The organism is uncultured Sulfitobacter sp., assembly GCF_964021855.1.
Taxonomy (GTDB): Bacteria; Pseudomonadota; Alphaproteobacteria; order Rhodobacterales; family Rhodobacteraceae; genus Sulfitobacter.
Genome location: NZ_CAXHZD010000014.1, coordinates 1 through 21,249, shown reverse-complemented (window position 1 = coordinate 21,249; position 21,249 = coordinate 1). Strand labels below are relative to the sequence as shown.

The window sequence follows — 21,249 nt, the reverse complement described above, 5'->3', positions numbered from 1 at the left end:
TGATGTCCAATCTGCTCCCAAACTTGCAGACTGGACGAGTTAATGTGACAACACCGACCGACGGCATCGGTATCTTGCCGTAACAAGGCTTGCGCCGGTCCATTTGCGCTTGAATGGCTCTGCATCAGGGAACTTTGGGGCAGGGGACTCGTGGCGCTGAACAGGACGTCGTAAATGCGCGGACCTGCACCGGTGCCATTGTTTTGTTGATAGGAAATGCCCATGGGGCAGCGCCAGATTTGCAAGGGAGGTTCGACAGGCCAGGGCGTGATGCGACGGATGAACTCGGCGCGGGCACGGGTACAAGGCACTGACGCTGGCCATCCGCCAGAAAGACAGAGCAAGATGGCACAATCGATCTGGTAGGTTTGGGCGATAGCTTTCTGCGGAGCGGTGGCGCTACCCAGGGTTCCGGCGAGAGCAACGACGGAAAGGCGAGCGAGTTGTTTGAGCATGGGCGGCCATCCACTGGATCAAAGAATCAACAGCATCATGCAACATAAGTATATTATTGTCACGTATGATATATGAAGGCGCTGAGCTGAGGCCGCTCGTTACGCGTATTTGACCTAGCCACCCGGTGAGAGTGCTTCAAGAAAGTTGGTGACGGCGTCGGTGGTCACGGCTTTTGCCTGGGCAAGGGTATTCGGATCGATCGGCGGGTCAATGCGTTTCGCCGTACGATCCTTATCAATCCAGAAGATCGACAGTTCCATTGAGTCCCAAAGATAAACCCATCCGATGGTCTGGTTGTGTTCATCTCGCAGCCTCGCGATCGGCGCTGCTTCCTTTTTACCGATAGTCACTGGTACCTGTACTCCATTCCCGTTGATCGGGTTTAATCGTCACTGCTTTGCTCGGCGGTATTGGTTTGGGTCAGTGGTCTTGTTTCGTTTGAGTTGGAAAAGGGTGGCACCAGTCAGACCGGTGCCACCAGTGCTTCGCCCACAGGGAGGTCGTAGAGGACGAAATGTTGTGGAATTTCTATGTGAACTCAAGTTAGGTTGCGACATTTCTCTATCCTAGATTTCTTATCTCTTCGGCAAAGGCCTCAGAGGGTGTTCGCCATCCCAAGCACTTTCTAGGCGTTTCATTCAGCCGATCGCAAATCGCTTTCATATCGCGATTTGAGAGTGCTGCGACCGGGGTTTCTCGGGGGAGATATCTTCGCGCACGTTTGTTCAGGTTTTCGACGGATCCTTTTTGCCAAGGTGCCTGAGGGTCACAAAACCAAGCCTCAGTTCCGATCCCGGGCTTAAGTTTTCGCCAGCCTGAGAACTCAATGCCCCGGTCAAATGTGATCGACTGACGGGCAGTCTGGGGCAGGGGTTCCATCACATTCATGAGCTTGGCGATGAAGTGCTTTGAGCTGCGGTCGTTGTTGCGGAACAAGACGGCAAAGCGCGTTTTGCGTTCGACCAAAGAGGCTACGTTTGCTTTGCCGTGTTCTCGCCGGAAGATCATTAGATCTCCCTCCCAATCGCCGAATGTCTCGCGAGTTTTGATGTGTTCCGGCCTGTTGTGGATTGAGCGTTCCAGCGGGAACATCATGCCGCGTGGGGTACGAGCATATTGTGGTTTTCTTTTTTTACGACGGTCTGGAAGGTATCGCGCCAACTCTTGTGACTGGCCATCTGAGCTGTAAACATATGCATAAATTGTCTCATGGCTGACCGTTATCACATGGCCTTCGAACTTGAGACGACCCGCAATCTGCTCTGGCGACCAACCTTCTTGGAGACGATCAATCACGGCATCTCTCAGCTCCGGAATTCGTACCAACTTGCGCCGTCTCGCACGCCGTTCCGCCGCAGACTTCTGGGCGGTCATTCCGTAGTAGCCATTCAGCTGCGGTAGTTCTGGATCCGTGAACGCGTTGCGTTTGATCTCACGATACACAGTCGCACGGTGGCGATTGATCTGACGCGCAATCTCAGACACTTTCATCTTTCGGTGCAAAAGATCTTCAATTCTACGGCGTTCGGCTAGATTTAACTCAGTGCGTTTCATAAACTGTTCTCCTGACTTTCCAGTAGGATAGTGGAAAAGTCGCTTCCCAGTTTAGAATGTGCCCTAAGGCTTGTCAGTGAGCGCATAATCCGTTTTATGTTAATCTTTTGCATGCTACAGACCGCAGAATCGCCGAACAGTATTTGAAATGAAGTAGAAAGTCGTTCCGATGACCACTCCCCAGAACGCGGCACCGATGCCGAACAATGAAACACCTGATGCGGTGAACATGAACGTGAGCATGCCAGATTGGACATCATCTGACGTCAGTACTGCCTCGGTGAATTTCAGGATTGGTTGCAGCAGCGCCAGACAGGCGAGAAGTGCGACCAAAGCCGATGGCACGAGGATCAGGATATCAACGATACTTCGGGAAAAGATGCCGCCCAAGCAAAAAAATGTGCCGCAAGCGACACCTGCAATGTACCGCCTTTCGGGGCTTTCATGGCTATCGGCGCCTGCGCAGAAAGAGGCGGTGATCGACGCTAAGGCGGTTGTGATTCCGCCAAATGCTGCTGCAAAGATTGAGACTGCCCCACCAGCTATTAGGATCGGGTTTGCAGTGACGGTGAATCCGTTAGAACGCAGAATTGCCATCCCGGGTAGATACTGACCACTGAGTGTGGTTATTAGTAGAGGTACTGCTAAACTTACCATAGCACCTCCTGAAAAAGCAGGTGCCGTCGTCTCCGGTTTTGCCAAAGAGAGGCCCACCGCCTCGATTGTAATTTCATAGAAGACCGCGCTGATGGCGAGCGCTGAAGCCAGCAAGATCAACATGGTATAGCGTTGGAAAACAATTGTGCAGACGGCGAAGACGGCGATCAGTAACGCCGTTGCAGCTGGGGCCGTAGCGAGCCCTCCTGCCGCCTTAAGACCGAAGCCAAACAATATGCCTGCCATCATACCGTTGGTGACAGCGGCCGGGAGAAAATTTACAAGGCGTTCAAACACCCCTGATACGCCAATCAGTACCAGCACTGTCGCAACAACGATATAGGCTCCAACCATTTCAGCAAGCGACAATGCGGTTCCGAGTGTGATCAACAGTACTGTACCTGGCGCGGACCACGCCATGGCTATGGGCATCCGGAACCACAGACTTAGACCAATGCTTGAGACGCCAGCGGCAACCGAAATCGCAAAAACCCAAGATGAGAATATTTCTTTCGGTAGACCCATTGCTTCAGCTGCACTCAGGTAAATTAGAAGCGGACCAGTATAGGATACAATAACTGCAAGAAATCCAGCCCCAATCGCGGAGCCGGAAACATCACGCAGGCGCAGCCCTTTGTAGCCTTTAATTTCAGACAATTTTTGCCTCGGTGGCATTGATGATATCGCCTCGGCTTACTCCCTCAGCACATTCGACAATTTCCAATCCGCCCTCAGCAACATCCAACACGCCGAGATTGGTGATGATCCGGTCGACAACGCCCTTTCCCGTCAGCGGTAGAGTGCACTCGGAGAGAACCTTGCTGTCACCATGTTTGTTGGTGTGATCCATTACCACGATCACCCGGCCCACGCCCGCTACCAAATCCATAGCACCACCCATGCCTTTGACCAGCTTGCCCGGGATCATCCAGTTGGCCAAATCGCCATTTTCGGCAACTTCCATAGCACCAAGGATCGCAGCGGCAATCTTGCCACCTCGGATCATGCCAAAAGATGTGGCGCTGTCGAAATAGGACGTGCGGCTGAGTTCCGTAATGGTCTGTTTGCCTGCGTTAATCAGGTCGGGGTCCTCATCGCCCTCAAACGGGAAGGGGCCCATACCCAGCATTCCGTTTTCCGACTGCAGGGTTATGTCCTTCTCGCTCACGTAATTGGCCACCAGCGTCGGGATGCCGATGCCAAGGTTCACATACATGCCGTCTTCGAGTTCCTGGGCAGCGCGTGCCGCCATCTGGTTGCGATCCCACATTATGCGTTCTCCCGCTTGCGCGTCGTGCGCTGTTCGATCCGTTTTTCATGTTCGCCCTGCACGATTCGGTGCACATAGATGCCCGGCAAATGAATGCTGTCGGGATCAAGCGAGCCACGCGGTACAATCTCCTCCACCTCGGCCACGCAGACCTTGCCGCACATCGCGGCGGGCGGGTTGAAGTTGCGCGCGGTCTTGCGGAACACTAGGTTGCCCGTGTCATCAGCTTTCCAAGCCTTGACGATGCTGAGGTCGGCGAATATGCCGTTCTCAAGGATATAATCCTGACCGCCGAAGTTCTTCACTTCCTTGCCCTCGGCAATCACTGTGCCGACACCGGTCTTTGTGTAAAACCCTGGGATTCCACAACCCGCCGCGCGCATACGTTCGGCTAAAGTTCCCTGCGGGTTGAATTCAAGCTCAAGTTCACCGCTTAGATACTGACGCATAAACTCAGCGTTCTCACCCACATAAGAGCTGATCATTTTCTTGACTTGTTTGGTCTGCAATAGGATCCCGATGCCAAAATCGTCGACACCCGCGTTGTTGGAGGCAAAGGTCAAGTTCTTGGTTCCTGCCTCCTTGATCGCCTGCAACAACAGCTCTGGGATGCCGCAGAGGCCAAAGCCACCTGCCGCAATCAGCATGCCATCTGACAAAAGGCCTTCCAGCGCTGCGGCCGCAGATCTGTGTATCTTACTCATGTATTACTTTCCTCAATCCTAGGAGTTCACGGGCCTGGGTCCATGTCGCCACGGGCCGCTCATGTTGCTCACAGATTTCCGCGACGCGCTTTACCAGGGCCGCGTTCGAAGGGGCCAGAGTATAGCGATCCATGCGAACGTTGTCTTCCAATCCGGTCCGGGCGTGGCCGCCTGCCGCAACCGCCCATTCGTTCAAAGTGATTTGTTGGGCACCAATCCCTGCGGCACACCAAGGTGCCTGCGGACCGAACAGCCGATGCACAGTATGGATGTAGTAGTCGAACACATCCCGATCGACTGGCATGGCGTTCTTCACGCCCATCACGAACTGCACATAGGGTGTTCCCGCTAGCTGCCCCTTATCGGCCATGTCTTTGGCTTTCAAGATGTGGCTCAGATCAAACGCTTCGATCTCGGGTTTGACGTCATTGACGAGCATTTCCGAGGCCAACCAATCCACCAGATCAGGCGGGTTCTCATAGACCCGGGTCGGAAAATTGTTTGAACCGACCGAGAGAGATGCCATTTCAGGCTGTAGAGACAGCATTCCGCCGCGCGTTTTCCCCGCACCTGAGCGCCCACCGGTCGAGAACTGGATTATGATGCCCGGACAGTGCTTTTCAATGCCCTCTTTCAGAGCCGCGAACTTTTCTGGGTCAGACGACGGAGTTTCATCGTCATTGCGCACATGAGCATGAACAATGGTAGCGCCGGCTTCAAAGGCTTCTTGTGTCGATTCGACTTGCTCCGACACTGTAATAGGAACGGCTGAATTATTCGCCTTTGTTGGCAAACTGCCGGTAATAGCCACACAGATAATGCAGGGGCTGGTCATGATGTGTCTCCGTTGGGACGAGCCGACAGGTATTCGGTGTGTCTCGTTGAGGTTTTGCTCAGGGATGCTCGGCTGTATCCAGAGGCGTTTTCGGCTTGCTCAAGAATTCCGATTCTTGGCGTTCCTCATCTGTGAAGAACACCGTCAGGGGGTCAGTTCTCTTGTGTTTTTTGCAGCCTGGACAGGGGCTATCGACGTTCTTGCACATGGTTCTTCCTCCTGTGCGATTGGGGGGATCAGGCGGTTTTGACCGCTGGCCCGGACATTTTTTCAAGGGCATCGACAAAGAAAGGACGGAACCCTTCGGGATGCTCGCTCATTGGGAAATGCCCCAGTTCGTCCATCACCGCCAAAGTTGCACCGGGGATCGCCTTGGCAGTCCTTTCGGCGTCCTCAGGCGTGCAGGTCAGATCGTAAGCCCCGACGATAATGTGAACCGGCGTCTTACCTGTATCGATTGTCTGAAGGCGTGGGATCAGGCTGTCATCCTTGGTATAGAAGCTCAAATCGCCGCGAAACACACCCGGCCCGCTCTGCATAAACATCCAAAGCGTATTCCAGCGCTCGGCATTCGGTGCGTAGGGCGAGATATTGGCCGAAACCAGCGCTGCGCCCATTTCGCCCCCATGCGCATCAGGACGGTGGAACCAGTCGATATCGTACCATGCCGGTTGAAAATCTGATGCCTCAATAGCAATGAACCCGCCGAATTTTTTAGGGTGAAGGGCTGCAAGTTGCAGCGCAATGCGCCCACCCATTGAGCAGCCAGCGAGAATGGGGCTTTCAAGCTTTAACTCATCAATCACAGCGAGAACAGTCTCGATATAGGCATCGGTCGTAAGAAGATATTCTTGGGTCTCGAACCCTTCCGGCGGCAGAGATTTTCCGTGCCATGGCATGTCAAAGGCAATGAGGCGGTTCGATCCGGTGATTTCAGCATCATTCATCAAGTGCCGCCATTGGCGCGTATCCGCTCCTGCGGTATGCAAACAGACTACTGGACGACCCTGCCCTGCCTCTTCGAAATATATGCGACGCAATGTACCTTGAATGGTGATCGTCAAATAGCGACCTGTGATGGGTTCGATGCTCATGCCGTTGACTCCTCTTTTGCGCGCGCAAGCGTCAAGACTTCTTTGAAAAACCGCAGGTTCTTGACGAGCGACAGGATGTCGCCATCGATCCTGCCACGGCCAATCTTCACCAACCCGAACACGTCGTGAAAGCCCGGCTCGGGACGAGTCTGCCAGAACTTCGCAAGCGCTTCGGCGTCTGTGCGCAAGGCAAATCGCCAAGGTGTTTTGCGGCTGGGGCCTTTATCAATCGAAAGGATGTGGCCTTTTTCAAACGTCAGATAGTATTCGCTGCCATCCACTTCGATCAAGACAGTCTCGGAAAACAGGCGGCCAAGGTGCAAGAGATGCGGCGTCAGCTCAAGTTTGGATTGGATGTGTTCTAAGGTATTGATCACCTGCGCCTCCCGAGGGTTGTTGTGTATCCTCTTAACTAAACGGGGGCGCTTGCCGGTGCCATGACGACGGGGGTATAGGGCGATACTCTGGAATTGGTCGCACCATCAATGTGAGCAATCAGGCAGCCTAATCGCTATTAGTGCGTTCTCGTCTCGATACGGTATCATCCGATACCGTCGCGGGCATTGGGGTAAGTGGTGGTTTAGTGGAGGTTTGCTTGAAGTCGGGGGCCAAGCGCTCCGCGAGTTTAAACCGCCAGGAGGAGGAGAAATTCCATGGGCATCGTAAATCAAGACAATATCACGGACGTCGTGATCGAGAGCCTCGGCAAGAACGGCGAGATTACTGATCGCCAGCGCCAGATAATGACTTCGCTGATCAAGCACATGCACGGTTTCATCAAAGACGTAAAGCTGCAACACAGCGAATTTCTCGAGGCCTGCAACTACCTTGTGCGCGCAGGTAAATTCAGCAACGATAATCGGCAAGAATTTATTCTCTTAGCGGATATCCTCGGCATTGAGGTGCTCGTTGACATGATGACCAATCCGGTTGAAGGAAAGGCCAGCGAGTCAACAGTGCTCGGCCCGTTCTACCGCGAGAACCCACCTGTTTTGCCAAAGGGTGGCAGTACAATCCAAAAGCATTTCGACAACGAAGAAACGGCTTACTACGAAGGGTATATCCGCGACGAAAATGGCAATGGTATTTCAGGGGTGACCATGGACGTTTGGGAAGACGCTCCAAACGGAATTTATGAAAACCTCGACCCAGATCAGCCAGAGTACAATCTACGCGGCAGGTTCGAGACCGACGGTAATGGGCATTATGCCTTCGTCGCCGTACGGCCTGTTCCTTATCCGATTCCAGAAGATGAGACCGCCGGCGAACTCCTACACTACATGGGGCATCATCCGATGCGTCCTGCTCATATGCACTTTATCATTTCCAAAGATGGCTTCCGCCCGCTGATCAGCCAAATTTATGACGCCGACAGTGACTGGCTGGAAAATGATAGCGTGTTTGCTGTTAAAGAAAGCCTGATCGGCAAATTCAAGCCCGCGCCGAAAGAACTTGGCACCGATTTGCACTTCGAGTTTGATTTTGTTCTGAAAGCTGGATCAGGCGCGCAAGGCGTTGCTGCAGAATAGACACTGATATCTCCCTGTAAACTGGCCCCCGGACTTTCGGGGGCCTTTTTTAGCTGAGTGGTATCGCGTACGATAAGTACTGGGAGGAGCCAAAATGAACATCAAGCAATTGAACTATTTCATTGCGGTCGCAGAAGAATTGCATTTTGGCCGTGCAGCTGACAGGCTGGACATGGCACAACCTCCACTCAGTCGGCAAATCAAACAACTGGAAGAAGAACTTGAAGCAGTTCTGTTCAACCGCGGTCGCAGTGCGATAGCCTTAACGCAGGCCGGTGAACGATTGCTGGAGCGGGGCAAGTCAATCATTGCCCAGCTTGACGATACGCGATTAGAGGTCCGGCGTTTGGGTCAGGGAGCGGAGGGGCGTCTTCGTATCGGCTTTGTCGGATCCGCTACCTTTGGCATTCTTCCAAACATCATTCGGTCGTATCGTGCAAATTATCCCGAAGTGAATCTTAGCCTTAATCCCATGAACAATGCAGAGCTGCATCGGGCTTTGGTGTCACGCGAGTTAGATGTTGTGTTCGCGCGGCCGACACTCAAGGACCCAGAGTTTCTCTCGAAACAATTGGTTGAGGAAGACTTGATCCTTGCACTGCCAGACATCGTGGACACGGGCTCTCGGACCGTCGCTAAGCTCGAACGTTTGATGGATCACAACCTGATCCTCTATCCAGAACGCCCTAGGCCGAGTTATGCTGACATGGTGCTAAATGCCATTGAAAGCAGTGGATTCGAAGCTCCACTTCGTATTTGGTGTATGGACCTACAAACAGCGCTTGGCCTGGTTGCCGTAGGCGAAGGGGTTTGTATCGTGCCAGCATCCGTATCCAATGCCCCGCGAAAAGGCATGAAATTCCTGAAGATTGACCCGGGAATTGCACGCACTGAATTGTCAGTAAATTACCGCCTGGATGAGCAAGGCGTGCACGTGAAAAACTTTGTAAATATTGCTCAGAAAGTTGCTCGTAAAGTCCTATAGAAGCTTAGCTTTAACCATTTTGAGATCGTGTGAGCAGCCGGTACATTCCATCAAGTGCAAGCATATAACTTTCGACCCCAAGGCCTTGGATTACCCCGTCGGCCAGATCGGCAAGGGTAGAAACATTGTTCATTTTGTACTGATTTCGGATGTGAACTTCGATATACGGGCGTTCGATACTCATCAGACAAAAGCGCATGGAAGCGCCGCTTCCAACAGACCAAGCAGCTGGGTTCATCACTAGGCCGTCAAGCCTACCCGTTTCAACCAGAGCATAGATGTGATCGAGAGCAAGCCCTTCCGAATTAGTATAAAAAATTTCTAAGTCATATCCAACTTCTTTGGCATGGCGATTGCAAAGTTCATCAAGTTCAACTGCCGTGGTATTCCCATAGAGTTCTGGCTGCCGCCGACCAAGCCAATTCATATTCGGCCCCTGTAGCAGTAGAATACTTGGACGCCACTCATTGGCAATTCCCTCATCACAGAATTGTTCTGACATTCTGACGCCTTTCTCTCTTTAGATCAGACGCCAAGCCAAGTATGCTGCGCTTCTTCGTCGGCTTTTATTTCATTGGTGCTGCCTCTCCAGACGATTTGACCCTTACCAACAACAACGACGTCGTCCGCAAGTGAAGTTGCAAAACCAAAATTCTGCTCGACAATGATCATTGATAGACCGGCAGCTTTCAGTTCCTGAAGCTTGTCGTGAATTAGTTTGACGATGATCGGAGCTAGCCCTTCGGTGGGCTCATCGAGGATTAAAAGGCTAGGGTTCATCAATAAACCCCGTGCGATGGCAAGCATTTGCTGTTCACCGCCCGACAGCTGCGTGCCGCCGTTTTCCAGCCGCTCACCAAGCCGAGGGAACAGATCCAAGACCCGTTCCATCGTCCATTCTGCCCCAGCACTACTGTAGCGTTTAGCCGCAATTTCCAGGTTTTCCCGCACGGTCAGCGACGGAAAAATATCCCGTGTTTCGGGAACATACGCGATGCCGCTGTTGGCGATGTCAAAGGGTTGACCTGCGATAGGCTTGCCATCAAACGCAATCTCCCCGGATTTAAGTGGGAGAAGGCCCATGATGGTCTTCAACGTCGTAGATTTACCCGCACCATTCCGTCCAAGAATGGCCAATACTCGGCCCTTTTTGGCTTCGAACGACAGGCCATAGAGAACCTGCGTTTCTCCATATCCGGATTCAATTGCGTTGAGTTCAAGCATCTTCCCAGCTCCCTAGATAGATTTCCTTGAGTAGTTTCGATCCACGTGCTTCTTCAGGCAGACCATCAAAAACTACTTCGCCATAGTTCAGCACGGTGATTGAATCGGCTACGTCAAACGCGAGATCCATATCATGCTCGATGATCAACATGGTCAAGTCGCGCGGCAGGTTGTTCAGCAGATCGTGGAACCCCTTGGACATCTCCGGTCCGACGCCACTGGTCGGTTCGTCCATCAGCAATACGTGCGGCCGTGTTGCTAGGGCGACACCGACTTCAAGCTGGCGGCGCACGCCGTAACTGATCTCGGAAACCATGGCGTGAATATAGGGCATCAGATTGACCTGTTCGGCCACCTCATTCACGATCTCTCGTACCTCTGGTTTTGCCAGACTGTCCGCCCAAAGCTGTGTGGCGTTGCCGGTATGCACGGCGGCAGCGAGGCCAAGGTTTTCCTCGACCGTCAGCCCGTCGAACAACGTGTTCTTCTGGTAGCTGCGCGACAGCCCACGGCGGGCGCGCTTTGCGACTGGCAAGGCGGTAACATCTTCACCTGCCAGATGAACTGAACCACTGTCCGGGGTCAGCTCGCCAACCAGTTGGTTGAAAAGCGTGGTCTTGCCCGCCCCGTTGGGCCCTAGGATCACGCGGCGTTCACCACGCTCAAGCTTCAGCGACACATCGCGTGTGACGTGAACGGCCCCGAAACTCTTGTCCAGTTTGCGCGTCTCAAGCATCGGTCAGCACCTCCTCAGGCTCCTGTTTGCGGGTGGTATCAACGACACGGCGCTCAATGCGGGCACCCCAGCGGGCCTCAACCCAGCCGAAGATGCCGTTGGCCCGGCTCATCACGACGGCGATCAAGATGACGCCAACAACAAGGTGCCAATAGGTCGTGACCGAACTCAGCTCATGCTTGAGTATGACAAAGGCGACCGCACCTATCAGAGGTCCGACCAGCGTTCCAAGGCCACCAAGGATCACGACAACCAGCGCCTCACCGGAAACGGTCCAGTTGAGCAAACCGGGCGAGATATACATGATGTGCTGTGCTGCCAATGCGCCGGCGAGACCGGCGATCATGCCCGACAGGCCGAAAACGTCCGCTTTGACGCGCCAGACTGTCAGCCCCAGGGCACGCATCCGCTGTTCATTGTGCATCACACCGCTCAGCGACCGACCAAGACCGGAGCGCAATATCAGGACGGAAGCTCCATACACCGCAGCAAGTAAGGCGAGGCAGAACAGCGCAAAGCTTCGACTGTCGTTTAGGTCTACCCCGATAAGGCTGAGATCCAGCCGTGAAATGCCGCCCAAACCGTCATCGCCACCAAAGATTGGTGCCTCAAAAACGTAGGAATAGGCCATCTGGCCGAAGGCTAGTGTCGCCATGATGAAGTAGATGCCGTGGCTGCGCGAACAAATTGCACCGATGACCCAGGCCGCAGCTCCGGTGAGAGCGATTGCCCCCGCCATTGCAACCGGTGGGGCAATGCCTGCTTTGGTCGACAGGATTGCATAGGCATAGGCTCCGACACCCATCAGGGCACCATGACAGAGCGACACCATGCCACCGAAACCTGCGACGATGTCGAGTGCGAGAACCAGCATAGCAAGGATCAAAATCTCGGTCAGAATCTCCAGGCCGAAATATTCGGCTGTGAAGGCTTGAAACAGCGCGCCTGAGGCAAGAAGCACGAGCGCAGTGTAACGAAGTGCGTTGTGACGGAACATCGACTTATCCTTTCGCCGGAAAAAGGCCTACCGGCTTGATCACGAGGACCGCAGCCAATAGGGCATAGATGAGGACGGACGCGAGCTGCGGGGCAAGCACTGCGCCGAAGGTCTGCACAAAACCGTAGATCAGCGATCCGGCGATAGCGCCCTTAAGCGAGCCCAATCCGCCTATCACGATTACGATCAGAGTCGGGATCAAGATCTGAAGACCCATATCAGGCGTAACACTCAACAGTGGTGCCGCAACGGCACCCGACAGACCGGCCAGCGCGCAGCCGACGCAAAAGACAATGAAGAACAGGCGCTCGACGTTGATTCCAAGACATGCCGCCATTGCATCATTGTCGACACCGGCCCGGATCATCGCACCGATTTGCGTCCGACTTAGAACGAAGGCGAGCACGGCAAAGATGGTCAGTCCAAGCAGGATGATGAACAGACGGTATGTTGGGTATTCGACGCCTAAGAATGAAAGGCGACCGGAAAGCAGTTCAGGTACATCAATGGCAAGTGCCAAATCGCCCCAAACAATCCGTGTGAGATCGAGTAGAACGAAGATCAGCCCGAAGGTCACCAGAACCTGTGCCATCGGACCAGACTTGCGCATACGCTTGATCAGTCCAGAATAGAGCAGCATGCCCACTCCGGCCACCGCAACGGGCGCAAGAAAAAATCCCATCCAGTAGCCACCAACGGTGGCGAGAGATGCGGCGAAGTAAGCACCCAAAGCATAGAGTGATCCGTGCGCGAGATTTACAAAATGCATCAACCCGAAGATGACCGTCAGGCCGATAGAAAGCAGAAAGAGCAGCATGGACAGTTGCAGCGCGTTCAACGCCTGTAGTGTCCAGAAGCCAAGATCGTGTGCCATGAGAGGCCCTCCTCGGAGTTAAGACCCGGCCACCATCCGGCGGCCGGGTCAGTGGGATCAGTTGGTGACGGGGTCCATCTCACAACCGTTGACCGGATCGGCCTCGGCTGGGAGTTGAGCAAGCACCTGCTGGGTCAGGCCATCTTCACCAGCTACGGTTTCGTAGACATAGACGGGCTGCACGATGTTGTTGGTCGCGGGGTCGATCGACAGCTCACCACGTGGCCCATCAAAGCTGACCTGACGCAGCGCGTTTGCGAGAGTCTCACGATCTGTGGCACCTGTTTTCGCCGCCTCGATCAAGGCACGGGCTGCGTCATAGCCTTGGACTGCGAATTCCGACGGAACGCGGCCAGTCTCTTCGGCAAAGGCCGCGACGAATGCTGCGTTAGCGGCATTGTCAATGGTGGGTGCGTAGTGCAGTGCGGTTATCACGCCTTCTGCCGCCTCGCCTTGAGCGTTCACATAGAGCGGCGATGTCAGGAAGCCTGAGCCGTAGAGCGGCAGGTCGTCTTGCAAACCGAAGCTATCATACTGTTTGACAAAGGCGATTGCTTCGCCGCCGGCGTAAAAGACATAGACGGCGTCCGCTCCGCTGGAAGCCGCCTGTGCAAGGTAGGGGCCAAAATCTTGGGTCTTTTGAAACGGAGTGAAGTCTTGTCCCACGATCTCACCACCTGCGGCGGTGAATGTTTCAGCAAAAGCGTCGATCATCTGACGTCCCGCAGCATAGTCGGGGGCAAGCGTGTAGACAGTCTCGATACCTTGTTCGGCCATCCACGTGCCCATCGGACGGTTGATCTGCCCATTCGAGAAGGACATTCGCGTGATATAGGGCGAGCATGCCGCGCCTGTTGCTTCGTCATTGCCTGCATTCGCCACGATAAGCGGCACGCCTGCGCCGTGAACCATGTCACGCACAGCGCCCAACACGCCGGAGCTTACGATACCCACCATTACATCGACCTGCTCTTGCAAGATCAGCTTTCTGGCCTTGCCCAGAGCGGCGGGCGGGCTCACTTCCGTGTCTTCACGAAGAATTTCGAAAGTGACATCCGTTTCGCCACTAAATTCAGCGAGCCCGAGATTGAAGCCAGCTTCGATTTCGTTTCCGAGCGATGCATAGACGCCTGAAAACGGCAGCAGCAGACCGACCTTGATGTCGTCGGCGGCGGCAGGCAAAGCGAGGCTAGTGGCGAGCCCGATGGCCGCCAGGATTGAACGTTTCATTGTTTATTTCTCCTCCAGTTGATTTTTAGGCCCCTCCTCAGGGCCTATCCTAAGTCTCCGCCACCCACCGGCACACTCACGCCAGTGATGTAGGAAGCTTCGTCCGATGCCAGGAACAGGATTGGGCCTGCCTGTTCATCGAGCGTTCCGTATCGTTTCATGAACGAGGACTGGATCGTCTGATCGACGATGGTCTTGTACCAGTCCTCGCGTTGTTCTTCCTCGGCATTGGGATTGCGCGGCACGAGCCGCGGCGGCGCTTCAGTGCCGCCCGGGGCGGTGGCGACCACGCGTATTCCATGCTCGGCCATCTCCCACGCGAGGTTGGCGGTGATTGCATTCACACCACCTTTCGCAGCCCCATAAGGCACACGGTTCAGGCCGCGGGTGGCGATAGACGACACATTGACAATCACCCCAGACCTTTGCGGAATCATATGCTCGATCGCGGCACGGCAGCAGTATAGCGTTGGAAATAAAGACCGGCGCACTTCGGCATCGATTTGCTTGGGCTCGTAGTGCTCAAAGGGTTTGGCCCAGATCGTGCCACCCACGTTATTGATCAGGATGTCGATGCGCCCCCAAACGTCCACGGCCTTTTGCATTGCCTTGTCGCAACCCGACCATGTTTCGAGATTGACCGAAATCGCTTCGGCCTGCCCTCCGTTGGCCCGGATCGACTTGACGACATCCTTGCGGGCTGGCGAACGATCAACGATCAGCACGCGGGCCCCTTCGTCTGCCGCGCGCTCTGCGACGCAGCGGCCAATTCCCTGTGCCGCGCCGGTGACCACAACGACCTTACCATCAAAACGGTGGGTCATGTGGCTTCCTCCTCAACCTCGGTCGGGTTGAACTTCTCGAAGTAAAAGTTGGCCGGCTCAACTCCTACCTTGCCGAAGTGATCACGCACCGCGTCGACCATCGGAGGCGGGCCGCATAGATAAACGTCGCAATCTCCATCGTTGAGATCTTCGACGGTCACATGGTCTGTCACAAACCCCTTGCGCTCATGCGCGTCGTCTTCGGCGGCGAGGATCGTGATCACGGTGACGTTGCCGACTTTAGTGGCCACAGTCTTCAGGCGTTCCAGTTCAACAAGGTCCGCGGCGCGAGTGACGGCGTAGTAGAGCGTGATCGCTTGATCGCTCCCTTGCTCCGCTACCTGTTCGAGCATTGACAGAAACGGAGCTAGACCAGTGCCGCCTGCAAGCCAGAGTTGAGCGCGCTCGATGGGACGCAAATAAAATGCCCCCATCGGTCCGGTAAGAGTGACGCTGTCACCTGCCTTCGCTTGCTCACCCAAGTAACTGCTCATCACGCCACCTGGCAGGTTGCGGATGAGAAAGGTGGCCTCGACCGCACCCGGGGCCGAAGAAAAGGAATAAGAGCGGTGCTTACCAGTACCCGGAACCGTGACGTTCACATATTGTCCAGGCAGGAAGCCAATCGGTTTGGCGAGCTTCACACGCAGACCGAACGACGTCTCCGACAGATTATCGACGCCGAGCACTTCGGCCTCAACAGCCTCCGGTGCAGTCTTGCACACAGCGGACGACGCAGGAACGCGCAGAACGCAGTCGCTTTCCGGTGTCATCTGGCAGGTGAGGACGTAGCCCTCTTCGGCTTCTTCGTCGCTCATGGACTCGTCCATATAGAACTCAAGCTCGTATTCGCCCTTCTCGGCGAAACACTTGCAAGTGCCACAGACACCATCGCGGCAGTCCATCGGCAGGTTGATCTTCTGACGGAAGGCCGCATCGGTCACCTTCTCGTCTTCATCGCACTGGATGACGCGGGTAACGCCATCTTCGAAATTCAGGGCAACGTTATAGGTCGTCATGGCATGCTCCTCCCTTGACCACGCACCCTAACGTGAGTGCGTGGGGGTTTTTTGGTCCCAAATGGTGCGGGATCAGGTGTGGTAGACGTCGATCACGTGGTGAATGTGATCGTTCTTCAGAACCACTTTCTTGTCGGTGATTAGTGGTTTGGGGCCGCTGGTTTCAATCGTGTAGAACGACGTGCCCCAGTGTTGATCGGTCGTCCCGTAGCGATAGCTCAGTGTCTGCCAATTGAAGCGCAGTTTGATATTGCTTCCCTCCCAGCCCAAAACTTCGATCCCCGACAGGTAATGGTTCGTGCGAGGTTCAGGCAGCGATGTTGCCGATGATCTGTCAGTTTTGATCCGGAACACTCGGTCTTCGATGCCATGCTTATTTGGGTAATACATCAGCGACATCTCGTTCAGCGGGTCTTCTGTCAGGGTGTCGTAATCATCCCAAGCAGGCATCCAAAATGGACAATCGTCGTGATAGAAGCTCAACCAAGTATCCCAATCACGGTCATCCAAGGCACGGGCCTCGGCAAAGAGAAAGGCTTGAATTGTGTCAAAACTCATCGCCGGCGTGGCGGATGTCTGTTCAAGTATTGCGGTGCTCATTGTCTTTGCTCCTCACTCTGCCGCGACAGTTGTTGCCGGCGCGCTTTCGCGTTCCTTGGCAATCGCTTCGCCCATGCGTTTGGCCCAGTTACTATGCTGAATGACAAACAGTCCTTCGTCTTCAGTGCGAGCCCCAGACAAAATCGGGTTAATGCCGAGTTCCATGGCATCACCATCGGGCCCCTCGATCCACTGGGTTGCACCGCGTGTTAGATCATTCCACTTAGCGTGGGATGATGCTGCATAGCCGCGCTGTGTTGCACGGAACTCCTCTGTGTCGTCCGGCGTCGCCATCCCAGAAGCGTTGAAGAAATCTTCATATTGACGAATTCGGAGTGATCGAGCTTCTTGGCTTTCGCCTCTTGGTGCGATGCAGTAAATGGTTACCTCGGTTTGATCGACACTAATGGGCCGGAAAACTCGGATCTGGCTGCTAAACTGATCCATAAGAAAGACGTTCGGATAAAGGCAAAGGTTGCGCAGGACACCAACCATCCAATCGGCCTTTGTTTTACCGTATTTTTCGGTCCACTCTTCTAGACGAGGATAGCCTGGTCGATTTGTGGGATCGGCCCATTCGGTCCACAGCAGAATATGAGCGTTTTCATAGGCATGAAATCCGCCGCGCTGCTTGGCCCATTTGGATGCATCTGTCGCCTTGATGTCGTCTTCTTTGCCATCGTCGGTTCTGTGAGCTGTGGTGGCGACATAATTCCAGTGCACGGCGGATACGTGGTAACCATCAGCGCCGTTTTCGGCTTGTAGTTTCCAATTGCCGTCATAGGTATAAGTCGACGACCCGCGTAGCACCTCTAGCCCGTCGTCTGCCTGATCGACCATCATATCGATCATTTTGCGCGCCTCACCCAGATAATCCTCCAGCGGCTGTACATCAGAGCTGAGCGAGCCGAAGAGAAATCCACGATAGTTCTCAAACTTAGCCACTTTGGTGAGATCATGGCTGCCGTCCTTATTGAATTGCTCGGGATAGCCAGCGCCTTTGGGATCTTTAACCTTTAGCAACTTACCGGTGTTAGAGAAGGTCCAGCCATGGAAAGGGCAAGTAAATGTCTTTTGGTTACGACGCTTAAAACGGCACAATTGCGCACCTCGGTGCGAACAAGCATTAACCAAAGCATGCAATTCACCATCTTTGTCTCGGGTGATAATGACGGGCGTGCGGCCCATTGTCAGGCTGAAGTAATCGCCCGGCTCGGGGATCTGGCTTTCATGAGCCATATATATCCAATTGCCTTCGAAGATGTGCTTGATTTCAAGCTCGAAGAGCTCTTCATCGGTAAAAATGTCGCGGCGACAGCGGAAAACACCGTTTTCCGGTTCGTCCTGAATTGCCCCGTCGAGACGAGCCTCCAACTCATCGAGATTAGATTCTGTGAACATAAATATTCCTCCTCCGGTTTGCCGCATCTTTTTTCTTTCGATGCAACAGGGTTTGATTTTGCGACGGCGCTTATTGGCCAGAGACGGCCTTCATCTTTCGACCGCCATCACGGCGGAAGAATGCAATTTTGTCGGGATCGAGCACTGCGCCGATGCCGTTCCCTTTGGGAACGTGGACGCAAAAGTCGCGGTACGTTATTGGATCAATCAGGATGTCATCGGTCAGCAAAAGCGGCCCAAAAAGTTCGGTGCCCCATTGCAGCGTTTCGACCGTCGAAAACAAATGCAGCGCTGCGGCCGTGCTAAGACCCGTTTCCAACATCGTCCCGGCGTAAAGTCCAATTCCGGCCGCCTGACCGATGGCAATCACTTCAGAGGCCCGTTTTAGACCGCCAGACTGGGCTATCTTTACAGCAAAAACGTCGGCGGCACGTGCGTCCGCAACGGCAAGGGCATCTGCAGGGCCGTTCAGAGCCTCGTCTGCCATGACAGCAATCTCATAACCGCTTGTAAGTTCGGCCATTGCACTCCGATAGCGCGCTGGAACCGGTTGTTCGACCAATTCACAACCGGCATCTTGCAGACCTTTGAGGCCCCAGCGGGCATCTTGCAGCGACCATGCCGTGTTCACATCAACTCGAACGCTTGCCGCATCGCCGACTTCGCGTTTGATCCGCTCAACATGGGCAACGTCTTCGCGAACAGGCCGTTTGCCAATCTTGAGCTTAAAGATGTTGTGGCGGCGCGTCTCGATCATTTTCTGAGCTTCGGCAATATCCGTATCGGAATTACCTGAGGCCAATGTCCATGCGACAGGCAGTTTTTCGTGAACCGCACCGCCGAAGAGCTGCGAGACAGGGACTCCAAGGCGTTTGCCCAGCCCATCCCAAAGCGCGATTTCTACAGCCGTTTTGGCTATTCGATTTTCCTTCGCCAACTTGTCCATCAGTTGGATCGCCGCGTTTACACTGTCGCCATCATGGCCCAGCAGCGCCGGCGCAATATATGTGTCGATCGCTGATTGAATGCTTTCAGGACTTTCTGCGCCGTAGCTTAGCCCGCCAATCGTCGTGCCCTCACCGATCCCTTCAGACCCGTCCGAAAACTTGATCTTGACTAGAACAGCGGACTGGATACGCATCGTGGCCATGGACAATACGTGCCCCCGAATTGTCGGGATATCGAGGATCACTGTCTCGATTTGGTCGATTTTGGTCACAGAATTCACCACATTTACAGGTTTCGATTGGCCTAGATTGCCAGTCGTGGGTGGTTTCTGTCGATGATGCGTGAGGTCTTGAGTGATACCCTAGATGCTCTGCATCTTGCTCCATGAGGCGACGCGCAACAGTCAATATGTCTCAATGTGAAACCGACTTTCTGCCCTCATTTGGTCGCGCAGGATAGACCAATCCATACCGGGACTTTCGCAAATTGTCTGAAGCATCAGATCGACATCATCTTCAAGTCCTGGAAGCCCGCAGAGTAGAAATCCGTTTTATGTTGCGTCTGAAGACCGACGACCAGTTTGCAGCCTTTTTAAGGTGTATCAGGCTAATACCTATCGGCGCGCTCAGCGTTGTTTCAGTAGGCTTACAGGCCAAGTCGCTGAGATGAAAAATTCAATTTTTGGTTGAACAATCGGGAATATCAACGCGCAAAACCACAGCCCAAGCCACAATCCTTGACATCAGGGTGATGGTAGACGGAAAGAATGGAATGTGAACTTTATTCGTCAAAGCGCCCTCACTACCGGCGCATTGCGCACTCTTTCAAGCGGTGCAAACGGGACGCGTCCGATGAAGCGTCGGCGACCGCCGAGATACGCGACCATGCAGCGCGATAGGCTAAGGTGCAGGTAAGCTCCATAAATGCGTGTGCACCCAGAGAGGCATCAGGCATTTCTGCCAGTTTTTGCGTCTCAAGGTCCCAAGTCGCGAGTTCACCAGCCAGGTCACCGCCACTATCACGCACAAAATCGGAAAATGCGCGTGCACCGGCACCGCCATTCAGCGACAACGACCGGGTCGCAGTTGTTCTAGCGTGAATTCCGTTTGTGCCTTCGTAGATCGCGCAAATGCGAGCGTCGCGCCAGTTTTGCTCAGCACCATATTCGCGCAGATAACCGTACCCTCCCATAACTTGTATGGCGAGATCAGCAGCGCTCATACCCGCTTCGGTGCAGAAATATTTGCATATCGGAGTCATGAATTCGACGAAGTCAGACTCGGTACCTAGCTCTTGTGCCACCAAGGTGATATGGCATAACGCCCGCCCACCGAGCGCCAGCGCGTCACATGTGTCGATCATCTGCGCGACATCAGCATGGCGGTTAATGGTTGTAGGTACGCCTTGCGTATCGCGACCTTGGATTCGTTCTTCGGCGTATCTTGATGCCAGATCCGCAGCTCGTGCCGCATGTGCGATGCCCTGCAGCCCAACATCAAGCCGCGCATGATTCATCATTGCAAACATCGCTTTGAGCCCGGCGCCTTCATTGCCGATCAGATAACCAACGGCTGTGTCGAATACGATTTGACAGGTAGGTGACGCGTGTAGCCCCAGCTTTTCTTCAATCCGCGTCACCACGATGGGATTACGCCTACCATCAGGCAACTTGGAAGGACATGCGAAAAGGCTCAACCCCCGCGTGCCTTCCTCTGGCGATCCTGACCGCGCTAACACCAAGTGAAGAATACCCTCAGACATATCTTGGTCGCCACCAGAAATGAAAATCTTTTCTCCATCGATGTGCCAATAATCGTCCTGACGGACAGCGCGGGTGCGGATCGCTGACAAGTCTGATCCCGCTCCTGGCTCGGTCAACGCCATGGTGGAAAGCCATCGCCCTTCTGCGAGAGGCGGAATATACTCTGACTTTTGTGCATCGGTGCCGAAATGGCGCAATGTGCTGATTGCTGCTGGGGCGAGCGAGCAGACCATTTGCAGCGCATGGTTCGCACCCGTGAAAATCTCACTTACACCGGCGAGCATGACGGCGTTCAACCCCTGCCCTCCATACTCTTCTGGTGCAGACAATCCTTGCCAACCCTGCTCGGACAATTCCCGGTACAATTCACTGAAGCCATCGGGCATTATCACCCGACCGTTCTCAAGACGACATCCCTGAGCGTCGCCAATTGCATCCAATGGCGCGATGCGTCCTTCGGCAAACGCCCCAAAATGTGAAATAACTTCGCCAGCTGGTGTTGTCACATTAACGGGCCTGAGGTTGCTGGTTCATTGATCTGGGCGTAGGC

General features: G+C 54.2%; 22 protein-coding genes and 1 pseudogene. 2 read left to right on the top strand and 21 right to left on the bottom strand.

Going from position 1 to position 21,249, the window contains the following annotated elements:
- From AADJ11_RS20140 to AADJ11_RS20100, 9 genes and pseudogenes are all read right to left on the bottom strand, one after another.
- Positions 1 to 455 (bottom strand): annotated as a pseudogene (locus tag AADJ11_RS20140) (hypothetical protein); the annotation flags it as partial.
- A 114-nt stretch (positions 456 to 569) separates the two neighbouring features.
- Positions 570 to 806: a hypothetical protein gene (locus tag AADJ11_RS20135; protein WP_341236197.1), complete on the bottom strand. Its 237-nt coding sequence runs from the start codon at positions 804 to 806 to the stop codon at positions 570 to 572.
- A gap of 211 nt (positions 807 to 1,017) precedes the next feature.
- A complete protein-coding gene (locus AADJ11_RS20130) occupies positions 1,018 to 2,010 on the bottom strand; it encodes an IS30 family transposase (protein ID WP_341236196.1) in 993 nt (330 codons plus the stop codon).
- Positions 2,011 to 2,124: 114 nt separating this feature from the next.
- A complete protein-coding gene (locus AADJ11_RS20125) occupies positions 2,125 to 3,324 on the bottom strand; it encodes a benzoate/H(+) symporter BenE family transporter (protein ID WP_341236195.1) in 1,200 nt (399 codons plus the stop codon).
- Positions 3,317 to 3,940, bottom strand: coding sequence for a 3-oxoacid CoA-transferase subunit B (locus AADJ11_RS20120; protein WP_341236198.1), 624 nt, complete (start codon positions 3,938 to 3,940; stop codon positions 3,317 to 3,319). The genes AADJ11_RS20125 and AADJ11_RS20120 overlap by 8 nt, the downstream gene beginning before the upstream one ends.
- Positions 3,937 to 4,641: a CoA transferase subunit A gene (locus AADJ11_RS20115; RefSeq protein WP_341236194.1), complete on the bottom strand. Its 705-nt coding sequence runs from the start codon at positions 4,639 to 4,641 to the stop codon at positions 3,937 to 3,939. The genes AADJ11_RS20120 and AADJ11_RS20115 overlap by 4 nt, the downstream gene beginning before the upstream one ends.
- A complete protein-coding gene (locus tag AADJ11_RS20110) occupies positions 4,634 to 5,476 on the bottom strand; it encodes a 3-keto-5-aminohexanoate cleavage protein (RefSeq protein WP_341236193.1) in 843 nt (280 codons plus the stop codon). Before AADJ11_RS20110 ends, AADJ11_RS20115 begins: the two co-directional genes overlap by 8 nt.
- A 236-nt stretch (positions 5,477 to 5,712) precedes the next feature.
- Entirely contained in the window at positions 5,713 to 6,570 is an 858-nt protein-coding gene (locus tag AADJ11_RS20105) for an alpha/beta hydrolase (protein WP_341236192.1), read from the bottom strand.
- Positions 6,567 to 6,947 (bottom strand): hypothetical protein, encoded by a 381-nt coding sequence (locus tag AADJ11_RS20100; RefSeq protein ID WP_341236191.1) that lies wholly within the window; start codon positions 6,945 to 6,947, stop codon positions 6,567 to 6,569. The genes AADJ11_RS20105 and AADJ11_RS20100 overlap by 4 nt, the downstream gene beginning before the upstream one ends.
- A gap of 276 nt (positions 6,948 to 7,223) precedes the next feature.
- On the opposite strand from AADJ11_RS20100, the gene AADJ11_RS20095 reads away from it, so the two are divergent.
- On the top strand, positions 7,224 to 8,099 hold the full coding sequence (locus tag AADJ11_RS20095) for a dioxygenase (protein WP_341236190.1): 876 nt from the start codon (positions 7,224 to 7,226) through the stop codon (positions 8,097 to 8,099).
- A 94-nt stretch (positions 8,100 to 8,193) separates the two neighbouring features.
- Entirely contained in the window at positions 8,194 to 9,084 is an 891-nt protein-coding gene (locus AADJ11_RS20090; protein ID WP_341236189.1) for a LysR family transcriptional regulator, read from the top strand.
- Positions 9,085 to 9,094: 10 nt separating this feature from the next.
- Here the strand turns inward: AADJ11_RS20090 and AADJ11_RS20085 are convergent, their stop codons facing one another.
- The 12 genes from AADJ11_RS20085 to AADJ11_RS20030 form a co-directional block, all read right to left on the bottom strand.
- Positions 9,095 to 9,586 carry a type II 3-dehydroquinate dehydratase gene (locus AADJ11_RS20085; protein ID WP_341236188.1) on the bottom strand — a complete coding sequence of 164 codons (492 nt, stop codon included), beginning with the start codon at positions 9,584 to 9,586 and terminating at the stop codon, positions 9,095 to 9,097.
- A gap of 23 nt (positions 9,587 to 9,609) precedes the next feature.
- The gene (locus tag AADJ11_RS20080) at positions 9,610 to 10,308 is read right to left on the bottom strand and encodes an ABC transporter ATP-binding protein (RefSeq protein WP_341236187.1); all 699 of its coding nucleotides are present in this window, start codon (positions 10,306 to 10,308) and stop codon (positions 9,610 to 9,612) included.
- Positions 10,301 to 11,044, bottom strand: coding sequence for an ABC transporter ATP-binding protein (locus tag AADJ11_RS20075; RefSeq protein WP_341236186.1), 744 nt, complete (start codon positions 11,042 to 11,044; stop codon positions 10,301 to 10,303). The genes AADJ11_RS20080 and AADJ11_RS20075 overlap by 8 nt, the downstream gene beginning before the upstream one ends.
- Positions 11,037 to 12,041, bottom strand: coding sequence for a branched-chain amino acid ABC transporter permease (locus AADJ11_RS20070; protein ID WP_341236185.1), 1,005 nt, complete (start codon positions 12,039 to 12,041; stop codon positions 11,037 to 11,039). Before AADJ11_RS20070 ends, AADJ11_RS20075 begins: the two co-directional genes overlap by 8 nt.
- A gap of 4 nt (positions 12,042 to 12,045) precedes the next feature.
- Positions 12,046 to 12,915: a branched-chain amino acid ABC transporter permease gene (locus tag AADJ11_RS20065; RefSeq protein ID WP_341236184.1), complete on the bottom strand. Its 870-nt coding sequence runs from the start codon at positions 12,913 to 12,915 to the stop codon at positions 12,046 to 12,048.
- Positions 12,916 to 12,972: 57 nt separating this feature from the next.
- A complete protein-coding gene (locus tag AADJ11_RS20060) occupies positions 12,973 to 14,145 on the bottom strand; it encodes an ABC transporter substrate-binding protein (protein WP_341236183.1) in 1,173 nt (390 codons plus the stop codon).
- Between the two features lie 44 nt (positions 14,146 to 14,189).
- Complete coding sequence (gene benD, locus AADJ11_RS20055) at positions 14,190 to 14,969, bottom strand: benzoate diol dehydrogenase BenD (RefSeq protein WP_341236182.1); 780 nt, start codon at positions 14,967 to 14,969, stop codon at positions 14,190 to 14,192.
- Positions 14,966 to 15,988, bottom strand: coding sequence for a benzoate 1,2-dioxygenase electron transfer component BenC (gene benC / locus AADJ11_RS20050; protein ID WP_341236181.1), 1,023 nt, complete (start codon positions 15,986 to 15,988; stop codon positions 14,966 to 14,968). The genes benD and benC overlap by 4 nt, the downstream gene beginning before the upstream one ends.
- A 72-nt stretch (positions 15,989 to 16,060) precedes the next feature.
- Entirely contained in the window at positions 16,061 to 16,588 is a 528-nt protein-coding gene (gene benB, locus AADJ11_RS20045; protein WP_341236180.1) for a benzoate 1,2-dioxygenase small subunit, read from the bottom strand.
- A gap of 12 nt (positions 16,589 to 16,600) precedes the next feature.
- Entirely contained in the window at positions 16,601 to 17,989 is a 1,389-nt protein-coding gene (locus tag AADJ11_RS20040; RefSeq protein WP_341236179.1) for a Rieske 2Fe-2S domain-containing protein, read from the bottom strand.
- Between the two features lie 70 nt (positions 17,990 to 18,059).
- Positions 18,060 to 19,208, bottom strand: a complete 1,149-nt coding sequence (locus tag AADJ11_RS20035) for a muconate/chloromuconate family cycloisomerase (protein WP_341236178.1) — start codon at positions 19,206 to 19,208, stop codon at positions 18,060 to 18,062.
- A 530-nt stretch (positions 19,209 to 19,738) separates the two neighbouring features.
- Positions 19,739 to 21,205 carry an acyl-CoA dehydrogenase family protein gene (locus AADJ11_RS20030; RefSeq protein WP_341236177.1) on the bottom strand — a complete coding sequence of 489 codons (1,467 nt, stop codon included), beginning with the start codon at positions 21,203 to 21,205 and terminating at the stop codon, positions 19,739 to 19,741.
- Between the last annotated feature and the right edge of the window lie 44 nt (positions 21,206 to 21,249).